General features: G+C 49.9%; 22 protein-coding genes. 5 read left to right on the top strand and 17 right to left on the bottom strand.

Going from position 1 to position 20683, the window contains the following annotated elements:
* Positions 1–15: 15 nt before the first annotated feature.
* Complete coding sequence (locus ADU23_RS14875; protein WP_053374439.1) at positions 16–921, top strand: TIGR01777 family oxidoreductase; 906 nt, start codon at positions 16–18, stop codon at positions 919–921.
* A 12-nt stretch (positions 922–933) separates the two neighbouring features.
* Here the strand turns inward: ADU23_RS14875 and ADU23_RS14870 are convergent, their stop codons facing one another.
* The 15 genes from ADU23_RS14870 to ADU23_RS14800 form a co-directional block, all read right to left on the bottom strand.
* Positions 934–2583, bottom strand: a complete 1650-nt coding sequence (locus ADU23_RS14870; protein ID WP_053374438.1) for a DUF6382 domain-containing protein — start codon at positions 2581–2583, stop codon at positions 934–936.
* 27 nt (positions 2584–2610) lie between these two features.
* Positions 2611–3126 (bottom strand): A24 family peptidase, encoded by a 516-nt coding sequence (locus ADU23_RS14865; RefSeq protein ID WP_053374437.1) that lies wholly within the window; start codon positions 3124–3126, stop codon positions 2611–2613.
* A 31-nt stretch (positions 3127–3157) separates the two neighbouring features.
* Positions 3158–4042, bottom strand: a complete 885-nt coding sequence (locus ADU23_RS32795; protein ID WP_197286067.1) for a hypothetical protein — start codon at positions 4040–4042, stop codon at positions 3158–3160.
* Positions 4043–4097: 55 nt separating this feature from the next.
* Positions 4098–6293 carry a hypothetical protein gene (locus tag ADU23_RS14855; RefSeq protein WP_157265796.1) on the bottom strand — a complete coding sequence of 732 codons (2196 nt, stop codon included), beginning with the start codon at positions 6291–6293 and terminating at the stop codon, positions 4098–4100.
* 125 nt (positions 6294–6418) lie between these two features.
* Entirely contained in the window at positions 6419–7132 is a 714-nt protein-coding gene (locus ADU23_RS14850; protein WP_053374434.1) for a TadE/TadG family type IV pilus assembly protein, read from the bottom strand.
* Between the two features lie 12 nt (positions 7133–7144).
* Positions 7145–7330 (bottom strand): Flp1 family type IVb pilin, encoded by a 186-nt coding sequence (locus tag ADU23_RS14845; RefSeq protein WP_053374433.1) that lies wholly within the window; start codon positions 7328–7330, stop codon positions 7145–7147.
* A gap of 25 nt (positions 7331–7355) precedes the next feature.
* Entirely contained in the window at positions 7356–8240 is an 885-nt protein-coding gene (locus ADU23_RS14840; RefSeq protein WP_053374432.1) for a type II secretion system F family protein, read from the bottom strand.
* Between the two features lie 19 nt (positions 8241–8259).
* Entirely contained in the window at positions 8260–9132 is an 873-nt protein-coding gene (locus ADU23_RS14835) for a type II secretion system F family protein (protein ID WP_053374431.1), read from the bottom strand.
* Positions 9129–10364 (bottom strand): CpaF family protein, encoded by a 1236-nt coding sequence (locus ADU23_RS14830; RefSeq protein ID WP_053377642.1) that lies wholly within the window; start codon positions 10362–10364, stop codon positions 9129–9131. Before ADU23_RS14830 ends, ADU23_RS14835 begins: the two co-directional genes overlap by 4 nt.
* Positions 10361–11512 (bottom strand): hypothetical protein, encoded by a 1152-nt coding sequence (locus ADU23_RS14825; protein WP_053374430.1) that lies wholly within the window; start codon positions 11510–11512, stop codon positions 10361–10363. The genes ADU23_RS14830 and ADU23_RS14825 overlap by 4 nt, the downstream gene beginning before the upstream one ends.
* 244 nt (positions 11513–11756) lie before the next feature.
* Complete coding sequence (ndk, locus tag ADU23_RS14820; RefSeq protein WP_053374429.1) at positions 11757–12155, bottom strand: nucleoside-diphosphate kinase; 399 nt, start codon at positions 12153–12155, stop codon at positions 11757–11759.
* A gap of 34 nt (positions 12156–12189) precedes the next feature.
* Positions 12190–12990: a pyruvate, water dikinase regulatory protein gene (locus tag ADU23_RS14815; protein WP_053374428.1), complete on the bottom strand. Its 801-nt coding sequence runs from the start codon at positions 12988–12990 to the stop codon at positions 12190–12192.
* Positions 12987–13622, bottom strand: coding sequence for a CBS domain-containing protein (locus ADU23_RS14810; RefSeq protein WP_053374427.1), 636 nt, complete (start codon positions 13620–13622; stop codon positions 12987–12989). The genes ADU23_RS14815 and ADU23_RS14810 overlap by 4 nt, the downstream gene beginning before the upstream one ends.
* 127 nt (positions 13623–13749) lie before the next feature.
* Positions 13750–14646, bottom strand: a complete 897-nt coding sequence (locus ADU23_RS14805; RefSeq protein ID WP_053374426.1) for an NAD(P)-dependent oxidoreductase — start codon at positions 14644–14646, stop codon at positions 13750–13752.
* A gap of 186 nt (positions 14647–14832) precedes the next feature.
* The gene (locus tag ADU23_RS14800) at positions 14833–16617 is read right to left on the bottom strand and encodes a M3 family oligoendopeptidase (protein WP_053374425.1); all 1785 of its coding nucleotides are present in this window, start codon (positions 16615–16617) and stop codon (positions 14833–14835) included.
* A 112-nt stretch (positions 16618–16729) separates the two neighbouring features.
* Here ADU23_RS14800 and ADU23_RS32145 point away from each other — a divergent pair, with 112 nt between their 5' ends.
* Both ADU23_RS32145 and ADU23_RS14795 read left to right on the top strand, forming a co-directional pair.
* Positions 16730–16900, top strand: a complete 171-nt coding sequence (locus ADU23_RS32145; protein WP_082311103.1) for a YycC family protein — start codon at positions 16730–16732, stop codon at positions 16898–16900.
* Positions 16897–17139, top strand: coding sequence for a hypothetical protein (locus ADU23_RS14795; RefSeq protein WP_053374424.1), 243 nt, complete (start codon positions 16897–16899; stop codon positions 17137–17139). Before ADU23_RS32145 ends, ADU23_RS14795 begins: the two co-directional genes overlap by 4 nt.
* Here the strand turns inward: ADU23_RS14795 and ADU23_RS14790 are convergent.
* Together ADU23_RS14790 and ADU23_RS14785 are read right to left on the bottom strand one after the other, a co-directional pair.
* On the bottom strand, positions 17136–17876 hold the full coding sequence (locus ADU23_RS14790) for a DUF2225 domain-containing protein (protein WP_157265793.1): 741 nt from the start codon (positions 17874–17876) through the stop codon (positions 17136–17138). The genes ADU23_RS14795 and ADU23_RS14790 overlap by 4 nt on opposite strands.
* A 4-nt stretch (positions 17877–17880) precedes the next feature.
* Positions 17881–18270 (bottom strand): globin domain-containing protein, encoded by a 390-nt coding sequence (locus ADU23_RS14785; protein ID WP_053374423.1) that lies wholly within the window; start codon positions 18268–18270, stop codon positions 17881–17883.
* A gap of 498 nt (positions 18271–18768) precedes the next feature.
* On the opposite strand from ADU23_RS14785, the gene ylbJ reads away from it, so the two are divergent.
* Both ylbJ and ADU23_RS14775 read left to right on the top strand, forming a co-directional pair.
* Positions 18769–19779, top strand: coding sequence for a sporulation integral membrane protein YlbJ (gene ylbJ / locus ADU23_RS14780; protein WP_442950652.1), 1011 nt, complete (start codon positions 18769–18771; stop codon positions 19777–19779).
* A gap of 99 nt (positions 19780–19878) precedes the next feature.
* On the top strand, positions 19879–20676 hold the full coding sequence (locus tag ADU23_RS14775) for an NAD kinase (protein WP_053374421.1): 798 nt from the start codon (positions 19879–19881) through the stop codon (positions 20674–20676).
* The last annotated feature ends 7 nt before the right edge of the window (positions 20677–20683 follow it).

The following is a 20683-nucleotide window of genomic DNA, read 5'->3' as shown; positions in this document are numbered from 1 at the left end:
AAGGAGCGAACAGGGATGCGGGTTGCGATTGCTGGCGGGACAGGTTTTATCGGACGTGCGTTAACCAAAGCTTTATTGGAGAGAAATGATGAAGTTTATATTATTTCAAGGCAAAGCTCAAAGGAGCACTCTGAGCCCTCCGGCATTACCCGATTAACCTGGAGTGAGCTGGGAACTGATCCGGCTTTGCTTGAAGGCATCGATGCAATCGTTAATCTTACAGGCGAATCCATTAATCAGCGCTGGACGCAAGCTGCCAAGCAGCGTGTCATGGAATCCAGAAGGACAGCAGCAGCCCGCATCGCTAAGCTTATGCAATCGCTCAAACATAAACCAACCGTTGTCGTGAATGCCTCCGGCATTTCAGCATACGGTATCTCGGCTGACGGCATTTTCGATGAATCCAGTCCTACCAACGTTACTGACTTTTTATCGGAAGTGGTGCAGAAATGGGAGCAAGCCGCCGACACCATTGCTGCTGGGCGGCTCGTCAAGCTCCGTGTTGGCGTCGTTCTGGACAAGAAGGAAGGCGCATTCCCATTAATGGCGCTGCCCTACCGTTTGTTCGGCGGCGGCAAAATCGGCAGCGGAAAGCAATGGCTTTCCTGGATTCATCTTGAGGATATGGTCCAACTCATATTGTTTACACTGGACAACGATGATATTAGCGGGCCGATTAACGGGTCCTCGCCAGATCCAGTAACCAATGATGCATTTGGCCGGGCAATTGGAAGAGCAATGGGAAGACCGCATTGGTTTCCAGTGCCAGCCTTTCTAATGCGCACCTTGTTTGGCGAAATGTCTACGCTGCTCCTTGATGGTCAGCGCGCACTGCCTCGCAAGGCGCTTGAGCATGGGTTTATTTTTAAGTATCCAACTGTTGATAGCGCCATGAATGAATTAGTGGGTCGTCGCCGTTAAGATGCGCTCTGTTTATCCCGATCTAAGCTCGTAGCAAGGTCCTCGCGCGCCTGCTAATTGGATAACATCGCCTAACGAAAGCTTATAGCTTTTGTAAGGTATCATCGCTTCTCCATTTAGCAGGCTCCCATTTCTGGATCCCAGATCCTTTGCTTTATATCCCCCATCAGAGCGCTCGATTTCCAAATGAAGTCGTGAAACGCCTCCGGCAAGATCAGTATAGCTCACGTTTTCACCCATCCGCCCTATTTTAAAACATCCCTCTACCAATTCAAGCTTTGAATCCTGCCCCTCCCAGCTTCTTTGAAGCCATTCAGCATGCTCGTTAGAGGTCTCTTTCTGTTCTTCCTTCCAGAGTAGTACCGTTGGTTCAGCAGCTGGGTGCATATGGTTTGCGGCGACCACATGGATTGTGGACCCTGAATCGATTTTGCCCTCTTCATTAAGATCGTTCGCCGATTGCTTGGATGCAGCTTTTTGCCTATTCTGCTCACCATAAATATTCACAAGTCCGGGAAACCTTCTCGAGTCTTGCTCCTCCTCATAATCCTGCTCTAGCTGTCCTATCCCATACTCCATATCCATGGTGTCGGCATGCTGACTATCCTTTTTTCGCCAAACGAACAGCATCGCAGCTAGGAGCAGCAACGTTATACCCAAGCTGATCAGCAAGCTTTGCTTGGTATCAGCTTTAAAATAAACGAAACGCCACACGCATGCTATTCCAATAATCAGCCCTGCTGATAAAATCCATTTTTTCTTCAGGGCTGGTTCGGACTCTTCTAATCTATCGTCCATATCTTCCACAAAAGCGCTGGAAGAAGCTTTCATAGCATTAGAATTATACCCATCATGAAGTGGGAAGGAAGGCTCATGTTGCTTGTGTATGGCTTTATAGCGTTCTGGCTCAGCTTGTTGCTGATGGCTTGCCCATGAATATGATTCTGTTTGCTGAAACGGCTCGGATTGCTGATCCGGGTGGGATTGTTTGGTTTGTTGAGTTTGCCGAGACTGTTGTGCTTGTTGGGTCTGGTCTGCTTTTTGCGGTTGAATTACCGTCTGCGCTGCCCTACTGTGCTGCAATGCGGGTATTTCGCCAATCAAATGTAGAAGCGTTGCCCGCAGCTCAGCTAACGGCCATCTTGTGTTCGTTAAATGATGAAGAACCTGCTTTAATCCTTCACCGTCAATATGGTCGATATAGGAGGTGAATCGCACGATTAAAGATAAAAGATCACCCGCACCGGCGCTTTGCCCCGCAGCATCTCCCTTCATAGGCACATAGGCTAACCGAATGTCATGCAAGCTCTCTCCAATAAATATAAATTGCTCGTCGAGCAAGCATCCTTCGGGCCGCAGCATATAGTGCTTGCACTCAAACAGTGCATCCGAAATGCCGAGTATTAGCGTGTAATACTGCTCCATCGTTAGCTTTTGCTGCTGCAAGCGATGCAGGAGCATTTTCATGCCTGACAGCTTGTATCGAAAGATGAGCTTCCCATCCAGCTCGAACCAATCAACAGGCAACAGAAACGGAATCCGTCCGCCCAGCAGCATCTGCGTCTCGATCTCATCAAGCTCGTTTCTAAATATGCCGGTTTCCCGGTCAAGCGTCATCTCATGCCCTTGATTCATCGCAAAATCAATTCGATAGCTCTGCATTCCATTCCTCTCCCCTCAAGCATCGTGCTAGTTGCTGATCATTGACCATACCGTAATAGCAGCTGGCGCAACCGCCAACATAAACGGGAATTTTTTGCCTGACTCAGCCCATTTCAGCCACTGCTTCTTTCGCCATCCTGCTGCTGGAACAAGGATTGCGGTTACTCCTGCCGTTACCTTCTTGCCGAAAGCACGATTCACAACAAGTAGACATACTCCAATCGCACCAGCGTACAAAATGGCATATAGCATCATCTGCAGCACCGTCGCTACTCCAACCCATGCACCCAACGCTCCAAACAGCTTCACATCCCCGGCGCCTATTCCTCTTGCCAAATAAAGCAGCAGTAATGGGACAAAACCGGCGGCAGCACCGGCAGCAGCCGTTATTACTCCATCAATACCGCTGAAAGCAGCATGAAAAATAAACGCAGCAGCAAAAAAACTTGCCGTTAGCCGGTTGGGAATAATTTGCGATTTTAAATCCGTGACGAAAGCAATTATCAAAAACACGGCTACCGCAGCCGTCTGTATGAGGAGCATGCTACTTTCCTCTCCCTCTCCGTTTTTTTCATTAACTGCCGCCGCTGCTGCTTTTCTCCACTTCAAAATGCATCGATACTTGGTTGGAAGGCTGGCTCTTAACCGATGCGGTAAGCTCCCAGACGCCGGGAGTTGTATTTCCGGATACATGCCAAGTCCATGACACATAACCGTCGTCATCTGCCGCTGCCGCTCCCAGATGCTTCGCTTTGCTAGCGCCGCTTTTGTAAGTAACATCAAGCGATATAACCGCATTCGGCAACGTCTTAACCGTTACGGTCGCCTTCCTACCAGGCCGCAGAGGCACAGGCTCTATCGCCACAATTTGCAGCGGAATATTTTGTTGATCCGTGCTTTCCAAACCATATCTGGCAGGAGCCGAGTCGCTTATCCAAACACGCTCGGAAGCTTGCTCCTTAAGCACGATTGGCTTCCCGAAGAAGGGAAGCTTTAAAGGAAAATCGTACTCCACAGAAATAGCCAAATACGGCTCTTCTGTCTTCCCCAGATCAGGCAGCGATAACCATTCCAGTCTCAGTCTCTTCGGATCAATAATGGCTGTATCTGCAAACTCTCTTAACAAGGGCTCGACGACTGCGCGGCCAATCTCCGTAGCAGCCATGTTTTGGAGCGGCTTGAAGTCACCTCGCAGCGCGGACGATACCACCTCTCCAACAGGAGAGGGAAGCCACTCCGATGCATCTGCCGCAATCTCGCTCCATGAAGATAAGGAAGTGCTTGTCGTTTCCGTTACGGGAATGCGGGCTGAAGCCTGCTTCCATGCCAACTCTACCGGTTGGATATTTGCAGCGATTTGCCTTACCGATTGTGATGCGGCAGAATGCAGAGCCATTTGTACGGAACATAGGCGAATAAGCATGACAAACACGAGCAAAACAATTATAAGCATGGGCATTACTAACGCTGCTTCTAAAACAATGGAACCTTGGTCATTTTTGCGGCCTCGGCATTTAATAGGACCAACCAATCGTTTGCGTCGTCTCATAGCGATTGCCGACAACCTTTCCCTCCAAAAGCCCGAACTTTCCCAGCACCTGCATCAAGCCGGGTACAAACCATAGCTGCGTAGTTACTTTAGACTCGCCTGTTACTCCGCTCGGAACGGCCGATAGTATCGTTCCGCTATTCTGTTCAATGACCGCGATCATGCGGGCAAAGCTTGCCTCGTCTTCAGCGCCGTGCATGAGTATAAACAGCCTTAAATAATCGGTGTACTTAAGCTCTACTTTCACATATTTAGACAAAGGTGCCGAGCCTCGCTCCGTGAAGGCAAGCATATCCTCAATCGTTTTCTCCAAGCCGTAAATAAGTGCTGCCGACAAAATAAGCAGCGGGTGGCCAAGCGATTTACTTTCAATAAGCCCCTCCATCGTCCTTATGGCTAGACGAGCCGCAAACAACTCCCCATATGCGGCAGCTATGTTTCCAATGGGATTGTGAAAGCCATAAATGATATATTCGGCCTCCTGATTGTTAAATGAAACAGCTTGCGATAGTTCGGATACGTTTCCATTCGTCATCATCCCTCGCAAATGCTGCGGGGCAAAGCTCAAATATCGATTAATCACATATTCCCCAAAATAAAACGAATCTCTTGTTCGCTCGAGCATGCCGGACATACCCGAAAATAAACCGTCCATCACAGCAGTCGATTGTTCACCAGCTTCATGTGCATCCATGGCATTCCCTATTTCCTCAGCCGCGGTCTCCGCCGCTTTGCCAGATTGCCAGTTAAACAATAGATTATCGTTATAACGCTTCTTAACCTGCTCAAAAATCTTTATATGCTCTTCTGTCTGAGGGATAGCAGTGATGCCGTGAAGCATGCTGCGCGCCCTCTTCCACAGCGCTCCCGCTTGCTCCTCCTGCTGCTTGAGCTGTGCTTTTATGTTGCCTTGCTCAAGCGCCTGCTTTCGACTGCCAATAATGCCGGCAGAGTGAATGTATTTCTCTTCATAGGCACCATATGCAAGCCGCAGGCTCGTAACGCTCTCTAACAATACGCCAGAGGCACTGCTTGTAATCGGCTTTGCCAAGGAAGCTAAGCTGCTTGTTTGAAAACCGCCAGCCTCCATAGCAATGGCAGCTGCAGTAGTTCCTTGTGTTTCTAACTCCTGCCTGTAGTCGTCAAACCAACCATCAGGCAATACAAGCTCATTTGCAGCTTCCTTTACCTGCTTAATATCAGAGGCGCTGTTCGCTGGAACCTGATATGGCTCCGAGCCCGTTATACTTCGCCCGGACACTGCGTCATAGTCAGAAAGATTGGACTGTTGCTTCGCTTGCTCGGCAAGCCTCAGCATGTCCTCATTGCGCAATCGTGCAGCTTCCAGCTCTTGAATGGCATCACCATGCAGCTCTACATGATGCTTCATCATTCCAACGCTCGCTCGGCGAAGTTCAGCCACAAAAGATCTGACTTTATCCTCATATTGTTTAATCTCATTCGTATATTTGGCTTTCTCTCCAGCTGGCAGCATTTGATCATGGATGACCATCTCGGCATATTCTTCGTATTCACTAGCGATACGAAGAGCGGACTTTACACCAGCAGTCATGCCTCCCGTCTGAACAGGAATCATCGCCGCAATTCCGCTTTCCCCTACCGTTTTGGACGATTGCTCTTGCAACATCAGCACTCTGGCAAGATGGGCTTCTCGTTTCTCATAGAGCTTGCGCATTTGCTCCAGCAGATTGACGGCAACGGAAGCCTCCTTCATCGCCCCTGCCATCGGAGCAAACCTCGCAGCAAGCTCCAGCGTAAAATCAATCGGAGCCTTATACTTCATCTCCTCCAGCACCTGTCTGCCAAACACCTCATGCCTTCCTAAAAATGAGGCTGCATGCAACTCAGATGACTCCACCTTCATACGAACCAGCTTCATCCCCTGTTTATTCGAGCCAATAGGTCCTTCTGTATTAGCTGTCATCGCCTGCGAGAAGAGCGCTCCCCCCTCTGTACCGCCGCGCCCGAACAGTCCATATCTCTCATACAGGGCAGAATCATAGGCAGAGAGCACGGATCGAACACTAGAGCGGACAGCATCTTCGGTAAGCTTATGCAAAGCTGCAATCCGGGCATAATCAATGAGCAAAGAAAAAAACAGCAGCAGCGCGGATAATACGATAACCGAAAATATCGTCACTGCTCCGTCCTCTCGAAACAGAAGGCTATTTTTGCAGCTTTTGTGCCAGACTTTTCCGATTGTATCCCTATTCACAGCTGCTCTTCCCCCTCATCTTCTATTCGTTTTGGGCTGCTCAGCCTTGATCAGGGCTTCCGCACTTTAGTCTCTTTGTAGGGAGCCAAAACTTCTCCTGCCTGCGACCTCGCTCCGCCTGTCCCATCGGCAAACTTCTTTGTATAATAGCGAACGAGATCAACGCTTCTAATAAATTCAACGGGATCAACAATAGCTGCAGACGTTACCGTCATTGCCTCTCGCCTCAACCAGCTTTTCTCAACCGATCGATTAGAAAAGGGGGACTTCAGCTTCACTTCGATCACTCTTTTTAGGACACCGCCAAAGTAGCTCATTTGACCTTCGTAGGAAAGGCCAGCTTGTCCGATCCACCTGACAGATTGCTCCATTTTGCGCATGGGCAAAGCGTTCTCGCTTGCTTCATCTGAGCTCTGAGGTGGAATCATGACTGCTGCGTCCGGCTTCTCTCCACCCGTTCCGAACAGGCTCTTGAGCCGTTCATCCTCGCCAATCCGCCAATACAAGCCGTCGTAACTCAGTTCCGAAAGCATGCCGTTTCTTGCCTCTCGATAGCTATTATCCCAACCAAATGCTGCACGTTCTGCGCTAGCCGAGGCTGCGTAATACAAAACGACCTTTTGATACATATACATGCCGAACAAAATAAAAAGTAAGATGAGCCCCAGCAGCATTGGAAAAACAATGGTCGATTCTAACGTAAAGCTGCCCTGCTCCCGCTTCAGCCAATCTAGCAGCCGTGCCCTCATTCTTATCCGGCTCACTAGCATCACCTGCTAACTAAAAATTTTGTCCGCTTCATCATCCGCTTTGCCCATTAAACGTTCAATCAGCTCAATAATCCAATCCTTGAACAGCAGCGCAATAATAATAACGACTGCTATAATCAAAATAATTTCTAACGTCCCCAAACCGTCTTCCTCTGCCCAAAACGACCGAATCGCTTGACCTCGTTTTTTCATCGTTAATCATCCTCTCTGTTTTTGGTTAAGACATAAGCAGAACAGCAGGCGCAGCTACCAAAATCATAAGCACAAGCAATATGCCTACGAGGGGGAAAACAAGCTTGGACGATGCTTCCTCCCCACGCGACCTGGCGATTGCTTTGCGTTTCTCCCATAGCGTATAGGAGAGCTCTCGCAGAGCAAGTACAAAATGTTCTCCGCCTCGGCGATAATTTAGAAGCAGCACCGTCGTAAAAATGGATACCTCCTGTACGGCACATCGTCGGTTAAACTTTTCTATTGCGGAGCTGAAGGTTTGGCCATTGCGAAGCGCTGACACTACATCTCCCCACTCCTTGTAAAGGGGATGCTCCCTCAGTTCCTTTCCTTCCAAGCATCTCGCCAATGCTTGCTGGACAGTCTCCCCGGCTCCTACAAGCAGCATCAGCTTGCTCAGCATGTCCGGAAGCTCGGTAATCATCTGCTGCTTGCGCCGCTCTACTCGCCTTCCTGCTTCAACGAATGGACGTATCGTGAGCACGATTCCGAACACGGCTCCCATCGCAAGCAGCACCGGCTCTTGTCCGATCAGGCTAAGCCATGCACAGACCGTTAAGGCTGCGTACCCCGTCCCGAAAGCCGCTGCCATCTCCGCTTTCGTCCGCTCAATCGTCCAATCGCTTTCCATCAATAGAAGCAGCTTCATATGATAGCTGCTTATTGGCAGCTGCAGGGAATCGAATAGTCGAAGCCGCTCTAGCAAGAGCATAAATGGATGGATTAAGCAGAGCTGCTTAAGCTGCTGCTCCGCTAGACTTGCCAGCCTCTTCCTGCCCGCAAGACGAAGCCAAATCGCATAAAGCGCCGCTCTTCCAACGAAATAGATCCATATCGCGGATAACCCAACAGCGGCAATCGCTGCAGCCATTCGCCTCCCTCCCTATCGGTTACATCTGAATGCTCATTATTTTCGCCATCGTCCAAAAGCATAAAATCAAAAGCAACAACGCTGCCGTCAGCAATAAATATCCGACTCCCCCATAGAGGGGAGCCATGTAATCGGGGGCTGCGAGGCCAAGAAAAGCGAGAAAAAAAAAGGGCACCGCCATCATAATCCGTCCCTCGAACCTTTTCTGTGCAACCATGACCGCTATCTCCTGCTCAGTGCCCAGCTTTTCACTGATAATAACGGAGGTTCGTTTCATCACCTCAAGCAGGTCCCCTCCTGAGCGCTTGCAAGCCGCCAAAGCGTCAACAAACTGCGTGATTTCATCGATGCCGGCCCGGTCCGCAAAGTTGCGCAGCGCATATTCAAGCGGTTCCGCATTCTCAAGTCGAAAGTGTACAATTTGGAACTCGATCAAAAGCTCCGTGCGCGGATCCGGATAAAGCAGCTTCAAATCATCTAGCGTCGATAAAAAGGCATTTTCCAGTGAACGGCCTGCCGCGAGCGAGGAAGTAAGAGAAAACAATGCCTCCTTGAACTGCAGCTTCAACCGCTCTTTACGCTGCTGCAGCAGCGATCTGCGCCTATATCTAGGGGCTGCTATTCCGAGACTCGCGAGCATAAACGAAAGGAAAATGGAATGATAAAATAAATAAACTGCGCCATAAATCAGCAGTGCTCCAGCTACTGCAGCAACTACAAACTGGCTCCGAGTTAAGTGATACTGTCCATAGTTTGTTAATGATCTGCCTGCCTTGATATGAGCTAGCATCGAACGACTCTCCCAGCCGCACCATTCAAGCGCCCGCTGCAAACGCCCGCCAAGCTGACTGCGCCGGTTCTTTAACGCACCTGTTCCTCTATGGCCGTTCATATCGCCGTTCCTCCTTCAATGCTCTTTCCAGCCATCGCTAGCTTGTCATTTCGGACGATTAAATTCGCAGTTCGCTTAAGGCTGCCTAGCACCAGTCCGTTCTTCTCCCCCTCCTCCTCAAAAAGGAAAAGCGGATTAAGCAGCACCTCGCCAGCTTCCATGCCTACAACCTCGCATATTTCCGTTACTCTACGCGACCGATCCCGGAATCTCGAGATATGAATTACAATATCGATGGCCGACGCAATTTGCTGACGGATGACTTGCACTGGCAATTCCGCAGCGCTAAGCACCATCGTCTCTAGTCGTGCCATCATATCCTTTGCCCCATTGCTATGGCCTGTCGACATGCTCCCCGAATGGCCGGTGTTTAGCGCTTGCAGCATATCAAGCGCCTCCCCGCCGCGCACCTCCCCTACAATGATTCGGCTAGGACGCATCCTCAGCGATGCGCGAATGAGATCGCGGATCGTTATCTCGCCTTTGCCCTCTGTATTTGCGTTTCTCGTCTCCATCGATACTAAATTTGGAACGGTGCGTATTTGCAGCTCCGCGGAATCTTCGATCGTTACAATTCGCTCATCCTGTCCGATAAACTGCGATAAGGCATTCAAAAAGGTAGTTTTGCCCGTACCCGTACCGCCGCTTATGAAAATATTGTATTGCGCCGCGATCATCACTTTAAGAAATGACGCGGCCTCCGCCGATATGGAGCCAATTGAAACAAGCTGTTCCATCGTAAGCGGCTGCTCAGGAAATTTTCGAATGGTCATGCATGGCCCTTTAAGCGCAACCGGCGGAAGCACGACATGTACCCTGGAGCCGTCCTTCAAACGCGCATCAACGATGGGAGAAGACTCATTGACGACACGGTTCACGCTGGCTACGACCGTCTGTATCAAATCCTCCAGCCTCTCTCTGCTCTCGAATGATACCGGCAGCAGCGCCATTTGCCCTCTGCGTTCAACAAAGATTTCTGCATGGTGGTTGATCATAATTTCGCTGATCGAAGGATCTTCCATAAGCGGCTGCAAAATGTCGAGTCCTCGAAACGAATGAAACAGCCTGCGCACCAGCTGTACCTTGCCTGAGGCAGTAAGCGGATGAAGCTCGCACCATTCGAATACGGTTTCTTCCGCCATTCGCATTAGGCTGTCGTCAGACAGCGCACCGCTGAAGTCAATCTTCGCCCGCACCTTGTCGCGCAGCTTCAGCACCGTCTCCTCGTTCAGCAACTGCCCTCTCCTCCCTCCGGCCAAAGATGCTTAAATAGCTTATCTACCGCCGCCCTATATTGCGGGGACGACAGCAGCGTGGCGTTGCCCGCTCCCCTCCACTGCGGAATCTCTGGAAGCTGAACCCGCGCAAATGCCAATCCATTCGTTTCTTGGCTGACGGGGATCTCAGCCTTTCCTGCTATGCCAACGAATTTGGAGAACAATCGGTGAAATCGGCTGCCCCACTTTTGCTCCCCGTAACGAAGGGCCATCGCATGCTTATTACGTACGGATGCTTCATCATTCAATAACCAAAGCACCTGATTCGATCTTTCGAAAATGGCGGCGTGCAGCTCATCCAAACCGCTTTCCAAATCGATAACGATAAGATCGTATTGTCCGCTCCGCTCGATGACCTTCACTAAACCTAAAGCATCCTCCTCGTTAAGCGTCATTCGATCCTCCATATTCGTACAAGCTGCCAAATAATCAGCCTGCAGCAGGGGGTCACGCTTCCGATGCTCCAAGAGCCAGCTCACCGCTTGCTCGGGCTGGGCTTTAAGTCCATACAATAGCTCGGATAATCCTTCGCTTACTGCCTCTCCTCCACTTGAGCCATTGCCAGGGCGCCGTGATCCAAGCCACATCTCAGACGTATTCCACCTCTCAAGATTCAGATAAAACGTTCGGCAGCGGTGCGTGCTAGCAGCATGCGCCAAGTGAAGCGCCAAAGCTGTCTTTCCGGTCCCGCCCGCTGCCGAATAAACCGATATAACTCTTACGCCAGCAGCAGCCTCTGAGACTCTTCCCTTATAGACAGGAAGGACAGCAGCACGGGCATGTATATCTATTAGGCGCTGCAACAGCAGCGGAAGCGGCTGATATTGATGCAGCTCATTCTCCTCGCTGCTGTCTCCTAGCTTTAATACGAGCGCAACAATCGGTATGCTTGAAAGCTCTTCTTTCAATTCTTCAATCATATCGGGCTGCGCAGCAATCAAATCAACTCTGTAACCCTGTTTCAAATAATGCCTGCATGCGTTCGCGTTCGTAAACGCGGTCACCTGCCACTGCTCGCCAAGCTTGCTGTCCCGGATATAATCAGCCAGGCGCTTCAAGTATTCTTGCTCACGAACCGCTACTGCCAGCTGATATTTGCCCAACTGCGTCCCCCCTTCCCGTTAAGAAAACACAAAAAAGCACCGTCGAAGGCGCAGATAGCTGCGGCCTTATACGGTGCTTCCGTGTTTGATCGTTAACTTTGTATAAAATTTACCATAATCTGATTCCATCCGTCAACCTGCCAATTTACTTCTATTTGCCTCAGTTGCTCATAAACTTCTCAATCCCGATAGCGGCAATTAGATGTATCCAAGAAAAATTCCTTTCCCGGTCATCTACCTTTGCCTATCGGAAAAATCGGCTGATTTCACGTTCCGCATTCTCGGCAGAGTCTGATCCGTGAATAATATTGCTTGCTACATCGAGCGCAAAATCACCGCGGATCGTCCCTGCAAGCGCTTCTGACGGATTCGTCGCGCCAATTAACGCACGCGCGTTTTTGATCGCGTCATTGCCTTCCCAGATCATCGCAAAAATAGGACCTGAAACGATAAAATCAACCAATTCGTCAAAAAACACCTTTGAGCGCAAATGCTCATAATGCTCCTCGGCATGCTCTCTTGACAGCCGCATAACCCTCGCATCTATGAGTGTAAAGCCCTTTTCTTCAAATCGACTGACAATACGACCAACCAAACCACGAGCATATCCATCCGGCTTCACCATTACAAACGTTCTATCCATTAAGATTCCCCCTTGTCTCTATCGGTATAGCCAATTATTTGTTAAGCCATTCAGTTATAATTCCGGCTGTTTCCTCAATTGCGCGATTCGTGACATCGATAACGGGACAATTTAATGATTTCATGACGGATTCCGCATATTGAAGCTCTTCTTCAATTCGCTCTCTCGTCGCATATTGTGCGGATGCTGGAAGGCCCAGCGTTTTCAATCGTTCAGAACGGATTTCAAGCAGATGCTCTGCTTGCATCGTAAGTCCAATGATCAGCCGTCCGGGAGCAGGCTTTAGCTCTTCAGGCGGATTAACCTCAGGCATAAGCGGCAGGTTAGCCGTCTTAATGCCTTTGTGTGACAAAAATATGCTAAGCGGCGTCTTCGACGTCCGCGACACGCCAATTAAGACTACCTGCGCCTGCACAAAGCCCCGCGCATCCTTGCCGTCATCGTATTTAACTGCAAACTCGATAGCATCCATACGGCGATGATAGGCATCGTCAATCGAATGCAGCAGCCCCGGCTCCCGCTTAGGGAAGCTGCCGAATGTATCCACGTACGCCTGCATCATCGGCCCCATCACATCTACGGCTCGTACACCGGCTCTTAGCGCCTCTTCCTTCATAAGCTCCCGAAGCTCCGGTTGTACCAATGTGTAGCTGATGAAACCGCCTGTGCTAAGCGCTTCTGCAATAATACGCAATATTTCATCCTCAGACCTCAGATGTCCGTAACGTTTAATTTTCACATGCTCCGATGAAAATTGGCGCAACGTAGCCTTGGCTACCGCTTCCGCCGTTTCGCCGACAGCATCGGAGCATACATAAATAATTTGCTGTGTCATAACTCTGGCTCCCCCAATTCCCTATCCATCGCGATGTCCGCCATCAGGCGTATAATGTTCGACTTTGACACCCAGCCGGTTACTTCCGGATCAGCCGGATGCTCCTCGCGAGGAACAATGACCGGCAAACAATCCACCTGATGGAGCGACATTTTGCGTACCGCTTCCATGACGGATTCATCAGGCATTAGCGTCACAATATTCGGATAACGGGTCATCACCATACTGACAGGGATGGCTGAAGCGCCAGCGTTTCCTAGCGTTATTTTGAGCAAATCCTTAGGCGTTACGATTCCAACAAACCGCTTCTGATCGTTAACGACTAGAAGAGTGTCTGCATTCTCGGTGAACAGCGTGATGACGGCATCATGCACGGACAAAGAATCGGGCACATTGACGGGAACCCCTTGCACCTCTCTTACCTTCATATTGTTGAATTGCTGCAAAGGCTCGCTGCTCGAACGATAGGTGTTGCCGAGGAAATAACCGACCTTTGGCTTCGCGTCAAGCAGTCCGAGCATGACAAGCAGCGATAAATCCGAGCGCAGCGTCGGCCTGCTGACTCCTAGATACTCCGCAAGCTGTTCACCGGTAATCGGCGCATGCCTCTTCACGAGCTCAAGAAGCTCCAATTGCCGTGAGGATAACTGAATCGTACTCTCCCCCTACCTTTATATGAGTCATATTTAAGTTATATAGTACCACTATTCGAAAAAATAATATATCATATTAACGCATTACGCACAATAAATAGTCGTTTTATTCGCCGAATATCACTTTGTACAACGCTTGCGTGCCGTTGTTCTCTTCTCCATTCGCAATAACCTGCTCATATAAAGAGCGTGCGAGAGCCAGGCCAGGCAAGGGCAGCCCGAGTTCATCTGCCGATTCTATCGCAATTTTGATATCCTTCATGAAATGCTTCACATAAAACCCAGGTGCAAAATCTCCGTTTATGATGCGCGGACCCAGATTCGACAATGACCAGCTGCCTGCCGCGCCAGCTTCGATGCTCTTTAGCACCTTGCTCTGCTCCAATCCCGCACGCTTCGCGTATGCGAGCGCTTCGCTTACACCGATCATATTGGATGCGATCGCAATCTGATTGCACATTTTCGTAAATTGGCCGGAGCCCGCTGCTCCCTGATGTACGATATTTTTGCCCATAAGCAAAAACAGCGGCAAGGCCGCTTCAAAGGCTTCCTCCGTACCGCCGGCCATAATCGAAAGCCTAGCCTCCTTGGCGCCGATATCCCCTCCAGATACAGGAGCGTCAACCGCCGCAAGCCCTCTTTCACTTGCCTCCTGCTCGATGCGTTTAGCAAGCGATGGACTTGAAGTCGTCATATCGATCAGCAGACGATTCGGCTTAACATTTTGCAATAAGCCCGCTTCTCCAAAGTAAACCTCTTCTACGTCGGCAGGATAGCCGAGCATCGTAATGATTACATCTGATTGCTCAGCAACTAATTGGGGCGTATCTTGCCATACGGCACCTCTTGAAACCAAGTTATCTGCTCTTGACTTCGTGCGATTGTATACGTTCACCTTATAACCTGCGGCTAGCAAATGTCCCGCCATGCTTTCCCCCATAATGCCTGTCCCGATAAATCCGATTACGCTCGCTTGATCGATCTTCAATTCTGTCAATTTCATTCCGCCTCTCCATGATAGGTCTACAATTTCAGATATGCTTATTATAATATTGTTCGAAAAAAAATAGCCAGAGACATAGGCTTGCGCTTGTCTCCGGCTGTCCGGTGGATGTCTTCTCGTTTCTAATTCTATCTGTCCGAGCCTTAAATAATCTATAGCTCAGACCGCTCATCTTATCCATTAACCTTATTCGTTCGTCATTTCAATAAACTGACCCACATCAATGGCAGTCAATGCAACCGCATCGCGCCAAAAATCGATCTCTTCCACATTTACGCCAAGATGCTCCTTAGCCAGCTGCTCGACGCCCATCCGGCCGGTATCTCGCAGCAAAGCGACATACTGATCCTTAAACTCCGGGCCTTCCTTCAGCGCTTTCGCATAAATGCCCGCGCTGAATAAATAACCGAACGTATAAGGGAAGTTATAGAAAGGGACGTCCGTAAAGTAGAAATGCATTTTGGATGCCCAGAAATGGGGATGAACCTCCCCTAGCAGATCGCAATAAGCTTCGCGCTGCGCTTCTTCCATCAATGTGTTCAGCTCTTCTACAGACACTAGACCCTCTTTGCGGCGCGCATAGAACCGTGTCTCGAATAAGAAACGAGCATGAATGTTCATAAAGAAAGCCACTGAACGCTGAATTTTGTCTTCAAGCAGTCCAAGCTTCTCCTCAGGTTCAACGGCAGCATTAAACGCACGGTCAGATACGATTAGCTCTGCGAAAGTAGATGCCGTCTCCGCCACATTCATCGCGTACTCTTGCGACAAAGCCGGCAAGTCGTTCATCACATGCTGGTGATAAGCATGGCCTAGCTCATGCGCCAGCGTAGAAATATTCGAAGCTGTGCCCGAAAAAGTCATGAAAATACGGGTTTGGCCGCTCTTCGGAAACGACGTGCAGAAGCCGCCGGGACGCTTGCCGGGACGATCCTCGGCCTCTATCCATCCCTCGCGGAACGCTAGCTCCGAGAAGTCGGCAAGATCAGGGCTGAACGTTCGGAATTGCTCTACGATAAAAGCAGCCGCTTCGTCGTATGGAATCGTCTTTGTTGCAGAGCCGATCGGCGCTTCTACATCATGCCAGTCAAGCTTTTCTAAGCCAAGCAGCTTTGCTTTGCGCTCTAGGTAGGCAACAAGCACCTGCTTGCCCTCTTGAATCGCAGCCCACATCGCCTGCAGCGTTGCCTCGCTCATCCGGTTAATTTGCAGAGGATCCTGCAGAACCGATTCCCAGCCGCGCTTCTCATACAGCTTCAAACGAAAGCCTGATATCCGGTTCAGCGTCTCGGCGCACAAGTCAGCCTGCTCCGACCACTCGCGCTCCCATTCTGCGAATGCCGTTTGGCGAACCTCGCGATCCCCGTCGGATAGACGGTTTTGCATTTGGCCTGCGGATAAAATATGTTTCTCGCCGTCCTTGCCGATATCGGTAAATTTCGCGCGCGACACAATGACATTATAATAGTCGCCCCAGCCATGATAACCGTCTACAGCCAAATCCTCTGCCAGCGCCTCCAGCTCAGGAGCCATCTTCTTCTTCGCAAGCTCCCGTCGTTCGTTTAGGTTGAAAGCAACCTCGGCTAGCTTCTCGTTCTCAAGCAGCGCAGACCATTCATTGTCATCGAACCCGCGCAGTCTATTATCGAACCGGGTCAGTACGCCTAGAAACTTTGCGGATAATGTTTTCACATTGTCGTTGCGTGCGCTGGCTGCGGAGTCCCGAATATTTTGAGCGAGCAAACAAGATACGAATGACTCCGATTGGCGAAGCCGGATTAAGACGCTTTGCAGCAATTCTGTCATCGACGCGATGTCGGATGCAGCCGTGTCCGCTTCCTTCGCAAGCGCAGCATCCAGCTTCGAAATGTCCTCGTCCATTCCCTTTAGCTCCTGCAAGAAAGCAGGCGAGCTTGAGCCTCCCTCATAAAATACGTCTAAATCCCAGCTTTGCGGGTATCCCTTATTCATCTGCTTTCATCCTTTCTTCCATAAAAAAAGCCGAGAAGCGGCCGCGTTTTATTTGCGCAAACCTTCTCGGCGGTGTATAACTTAATTATATCCAGATTGGAGGAATTACACCATGTCTAAACCGTTGCAAATTTCGGCCGATACAGCTATTAAGCTCTCCGAGCAGCTTGGCGTGCCGATCGAGCATTTGATGCATATGCCTCGTCACATTTTGCTGCAGAAGCTGGCTGAGCTTGCTAAGAGCGATGCGCCCACTGCACCCGATAGCGATCAAAAATCATGATTCCGTTCGAAAAAGCATGGCCTTATGACATTCTAATGGGTGATCTTTACGTAGCAAGCTGTCCCTTCTGCCAAGCGGAAAATGTGCTGCTCCCTGTCAAGCCGGCAGAGCTGCAGGACATTCAAGACGGCATGAAGCGGCTGCTCGTCTTTCCTTGCTGCCACAATAAAGTGACCCTTGTTGACGCAGACCGGGATTACTTGCTGACAGACCGCGTTCTTAGGAAGAAAACTCACTAAGCCGAAGTAGAGATCGATTGTTCAGTCAAAGCATCGCTATCGCTTAGAGATGTGTCGCCGGATGCGCTTTTCGATCCGGCTTCCATATCCTCGCGGATAAGCTGCCATTGCTCGCGGCTTGCGCGAATCATCGCGGCATCGACGATTTTCTTATCGTTCACTACGCGGGAGAACCACCGAACAGCATCGTTTAACTCCCCGATTCGACGGCTCAGCTCCCCAATCAAATACATGAGCTTTGCATTGTTAAGCGCAACGCCCTCTGCCTCATAAACCCGTATGTACGCCTGCAATGCAAACCGAAGAAACCTTTTCTCATCATTGTGGTTCGCTTCGTACCGGTACAACCAAGCAATGTGATGCAAAATCCCCGCAATCACACGATCCTTCTCGCCAATCGCTTGCGCGGAGAGCAGGGCGAGCTTGTAGCTCGCCATCGCCTGACTCGCAGTGCGCTCGCCGCCGTATTCTTGCTTTTGCCAACGCTTGCCGATTTTATCTTGATACTGCTTTTTTTGTTGATCGTTTAACCGGCCCATACCATTCTCAGTCGATGCAAAGCCGCAATACGGGCAAATCCTAACGACATAGTAATCAGGATTTACCTCAGATTTATAATAACCGCAAAAGTCAGTGTCCGTTCTTGCCGCTCTTTTGAAGCTAGGTCTAACTCGCGATGTCATAAACGTATTTTCACAGCAGATGCATTCGATTTTTGATTGGTATAGTGGTTCCATACGATCACGTCTCCTCTTCAGATGTGTTAACAAAATGATGTGCTGGTCCGGATAGTCTGTCGATAACGATTATTTGAAGCTCTTCATCTATTCCTACCTCTTGCAGCGCTCTGCGCATGCAGTCAAGCCATGCTAGCGCACGCTCCGGGGTAATAGGGAAGGGCAAATGTCTTGCGCGCATCATCGGATGTCCATACTCGTCTGAGTATAAAGATGGGCCTCCAAAGAACTGGGTCAAAAATAAATATTGCTTCTCAATAACTGGATCAATGTCTTGCGGGAACAAAGGCCCAATTAATGGATGGGTTTGTACCTTCGGATAAAATGATTCCACAATTAGCCTTAAAGTCTCAGCCCCGCCTAACGCTTCATAAAGGCTTATATTCCTATTCATCGTCAATTTCATCTCCACCTTGTAGGTATTTAGTATTATATCATATAAATAATTTTCCAGGGAACAAAAAAAAGCCCGCATCGCATCCATGCGGACCTAGTCATATAGAACTTATTACCTATTAACCCTCATAGTCTTCTTCCCCAGGCGCTGTAAGAGATTCTCGAATGACATAGACGAAAGCACATACCAAGATGCCAGCGATTATACTCATACTCATCACTCCAACCATTTCAAAGGTAATTCCATTGTACCATAAAAAAAAAAGGAATCCAGCTTTTTGGAAGCGTTTTCTTTAGGTTTCCTAATTATTTTTAATTTCGTTCAAGTGATGGATGTCCCAGTTCCGACATATACGTGTAGGAGGGGTTTGTACATCATCTACATTCTGCTGCATAAATGCCATCCAAACAATAGCAGGAGGCGGTCTTATTGCTGCGCTCGTTCGTCCATCCGTTATCCATTACCGCCTTTGGCGCTCTTCTTATCGTGCTTCTAATGACCGTCTTTCCGACAGAAACGCTGCATTCCTCCTTGCGGGGGCTCTCGATCTGGTGGCAGGTGCTTTTCCCGGCATTATTTCCTTTCTTCGTCATTTCGGAGCTGCTGCTCGGCATCGGTATCGTGCATTTCTTCGGTAAACTGCTCGATCCGTTAATGAGACCTTTATTTCGGCTTCCCGGCATTGGCGGCTTCGTCATCACGATGGGTTATATATCCGGATATCCAGTAGGGGCAAGGCTAACGGCTCAGCTGTGGGAGCAGCGGCTCGTCAATCGTGCAGAAGGAGAGCGGCTTGTCGCTTTTACAACGACATCTGACCCTATTTTTCTAATAGGAGCCGTATCGATCGGTTTCTTCCAAAATGTAGCGCTCGCGCCTGTGCTGGCAGCAGCCCATTATGGCGGAGGGCTTATTATCGGCCTCCTCATGCGATTCCACGACCGTCATGCACCGCCTTCCTCTGTCGATAAAAATCGGGCTGTCGCTGGCGAAGCAAGAAAACGCCGACCTTCGCGAATCGCCGAAGCGCTCAAAGCGATGCATGATGCACGCTTGCTTGACGGGCGCGGACTCGGAAGGCTGCTGCAGGATGCCATCCAGTCAGCGCTTAAGCTTATGATTGTCGTGGGCGGCCTGGTCGTCTTTTTCTCCGTCGTCATGGAGATGCTGACGCATGCGGGGATCGTTGAGGCGATGATTGAGGCGCTCCGTTATTTATTCAACGCAATCGGATTGCCGGAGAAGCTGGCGGATGCCGGCATATACGGCTTGTTCGAGGTGACGCTCGGCGCGCGGGCTGCCGGAACAGCCGGTACAGGGCTCATGCACCAAGCCGCAATTGCTGCCTGGGTGTTGTCTTGGGGCGGCATATCGGTCCACGCTCAAATCGCGAGCCTGCTGAGCAAAACGGATATGCGCTACCGTCCCTTGATGCTCGCCAGATTGCTCCATGGATTTATCGCCATGGCGCTTGTCTACTTGCTTTGGGGCTGGATGGCCCCTTAATTCGCCGCAATGCTTTATGACAGCGCCGCGACTCATTGAATTTAAAGGCAATTTCCTTTATCATCTTAAGTACTATGGAGATCGGAAGGAGATTTACCTTTGAAGTATGCGGTTATTGATCGAGGCGATGCTTTATCCAAATCGTTAGCGGAGAAATTTCACACCCTAGCTGCTGAGCGCGGCTTCAAGCGAAACGATGAAACGCCAGAAATCGTCATTTCCATCGGTGGAGACGGTACGCTTCTGCTGGCTTTTCATAAATATGTCGATCAAATTACGAATGTTGCGTTTGTTGGCATACACACCGGACATCTCGGCTTCTATGCCGATTGGCAGGCAGACGAGCTTGAGGATCTAGTTGCTATGATGGCCGAGGAAACACCTAGAATAGTAAGATACCCGCTTGCCGAGATCGAGCTTGAGACGCCGACTGAATCCCGTCATTACTTATCATTAAATGAGTTCACCCTCAAAGGTGTCGACGGAACTTTGGTTGCCCAAATTAATATCAATGACGAAATGTTCGAAATGTTCCGAGGTGACGGTATCGTAATCTCCACCCCTTCGGGCAGCACCGCGTATAACAAAAGCTTAGGCGGAGCCATCGTTCATCCGTCCATTGAATCTTTGCAAATCGCAGAAATCGCATCGATCAACAATCGCGTTTATCGTACGCTTGGCTCTTCGGTACTGCTGCCGCAGCATCATCATTGCGATATCATCTCCAAAAAAGAACAGCGGCTGCAGCTCACCATTGATCATATCAGCATCATGCGCAGCGACATCCGCTCGATCCGCTGCAGCGTGTCCAGCCGAAAGGTCAGCTTTGCCCGGTATCGCCCTTTTCCTTTCTGGAACCGGGTCCGCGAGGCTTTCCTCGGGTACGACGTACGGTAAGCCGGTA

The sequence above is a fragment of the Paenibacillus sp. FJAT-27812 genome, from assembly GCF_001273905.1.
Lineage (GTDB): Bacteria > Bacillota > Bacilli > Paenibacillales > Paenibacillaceae > Pristimantibacillus.
Note: the sequence above shows the minus strand (reverse complement) of the source record. Positions and strands in the feature narration are given on the sequence as shown.

Bases quoted from the DNA above. Each gene is read 5' to 3' on its own strand.
- ADU23_RS14875 (WP_053374439.1), top strand. From the start codon at position 16: ATGCGGGTTGCGATTGCTGGCGGGACAGGTTTTATCGGACGTGCGTTA.
- ADU23_RS14870 (WP_053374438.1), bottom strand. From the start codon at position 2,583: ATGCAGAGCTATCGAATTGATTTTGCGATGAATCAAGGGCATGAGATG.
- ADU23_RS14865 (WP_053374437.1), bottom strand. From the start codon at position 3,126: ATGCTCCTCATACAGACGGCTGCGGTAGCCGTGTTTTTGATAATTGCT.
- ADU23_RS32795 (WP_197286067.1), bottom strand. From the start codon at position 4,042: ATGCCCATGCTTATAATTGTTTTGCTCGTGTTTGTCATGCTTATTCGC.
- ADU23_RS14845 (WP_053374433.1), bottom strand. From the start codon at position 7,330: ATGAAAAAACGAGGTCAAGCGATTCGGTCGTTTTGGGCAGAGGAAGAC.
- ADU23_RS14840 (WP_053374432.1), bottom strand. From the start codon at position 8,240: ATGGCTGCAGCGATTGCCGCTGTTGGGTTATCCGCGATATGGATCTAT.
- ADU23_RS14835 (WP_053374431.1), bottom strand. From the start codon at position 9,132: ATGAACGGCCATAGAGGAACAGGTGCGTTAAAGAACCGGCGCAGTCAG.
- ndk (WP_053374429.1), bottom strand. From the start codon at position 12,155: ATGGATAGAACGTTTGTAATGGTGAAGCCGGATGGATATGCTCGTGGT.
- ADU23_RS14815 (WP_053374428.1), bottom strand. From the start codon at position 12,990: ATGACACAGCAAATTATTTATGTATGCTCCGATGCTGTCGGCGAAACG.
- ADU23_RS14805 (WP_053374426.1), bottom strand. From the start codon at position 14,646: ATGAAATTGACAGAATTGAAGATCGATCAAGCGAGCGTAATCGGATTT.
- ADU23_RS14800 (WP_053374425.1), bottom strand. From the start codon at position 16,617: ATGAATAAGGGATACCCGCAAAGCTGGGATTTAGACGTATTTTATGAG.
- ADU23_RS32145 (WP_082311103.1), top strand. From the start codon at position 16,730: ATGTCTAAACCGTTGCAAATTTCGGCCGATACAGCTATTAAGCTCTCC.
- ADU23_RS14795 (WP_053374424.1), top strand. From the start codon at position 16,897: ATGATTCCGTTCGAAAAAGCATGGCCTTATGACATTCTAATGGGTGAT.
- ADU23_RS14790 (WP_157265793.1), bottom strand. From the start codon at position 17,876: ATGGAACCACTATACCAATCAAAAATCGAATGCATCTGCTGTGAAAAT.
- ADU23_RS14785 (WP_053374423.1), bottom strand. From the start codon at position 18,270: ATGAATAGGAATATAAGCCTTTATGAAGCGTTAGGCGGGGCTGAGACT.
- ylbJ (WP_442950652.1), top strand. From the start codon at position 18,769: ATGACCGTCTTTCCGACAGAAACGCTGCATTCCTCCTTGCGGGGGCTC.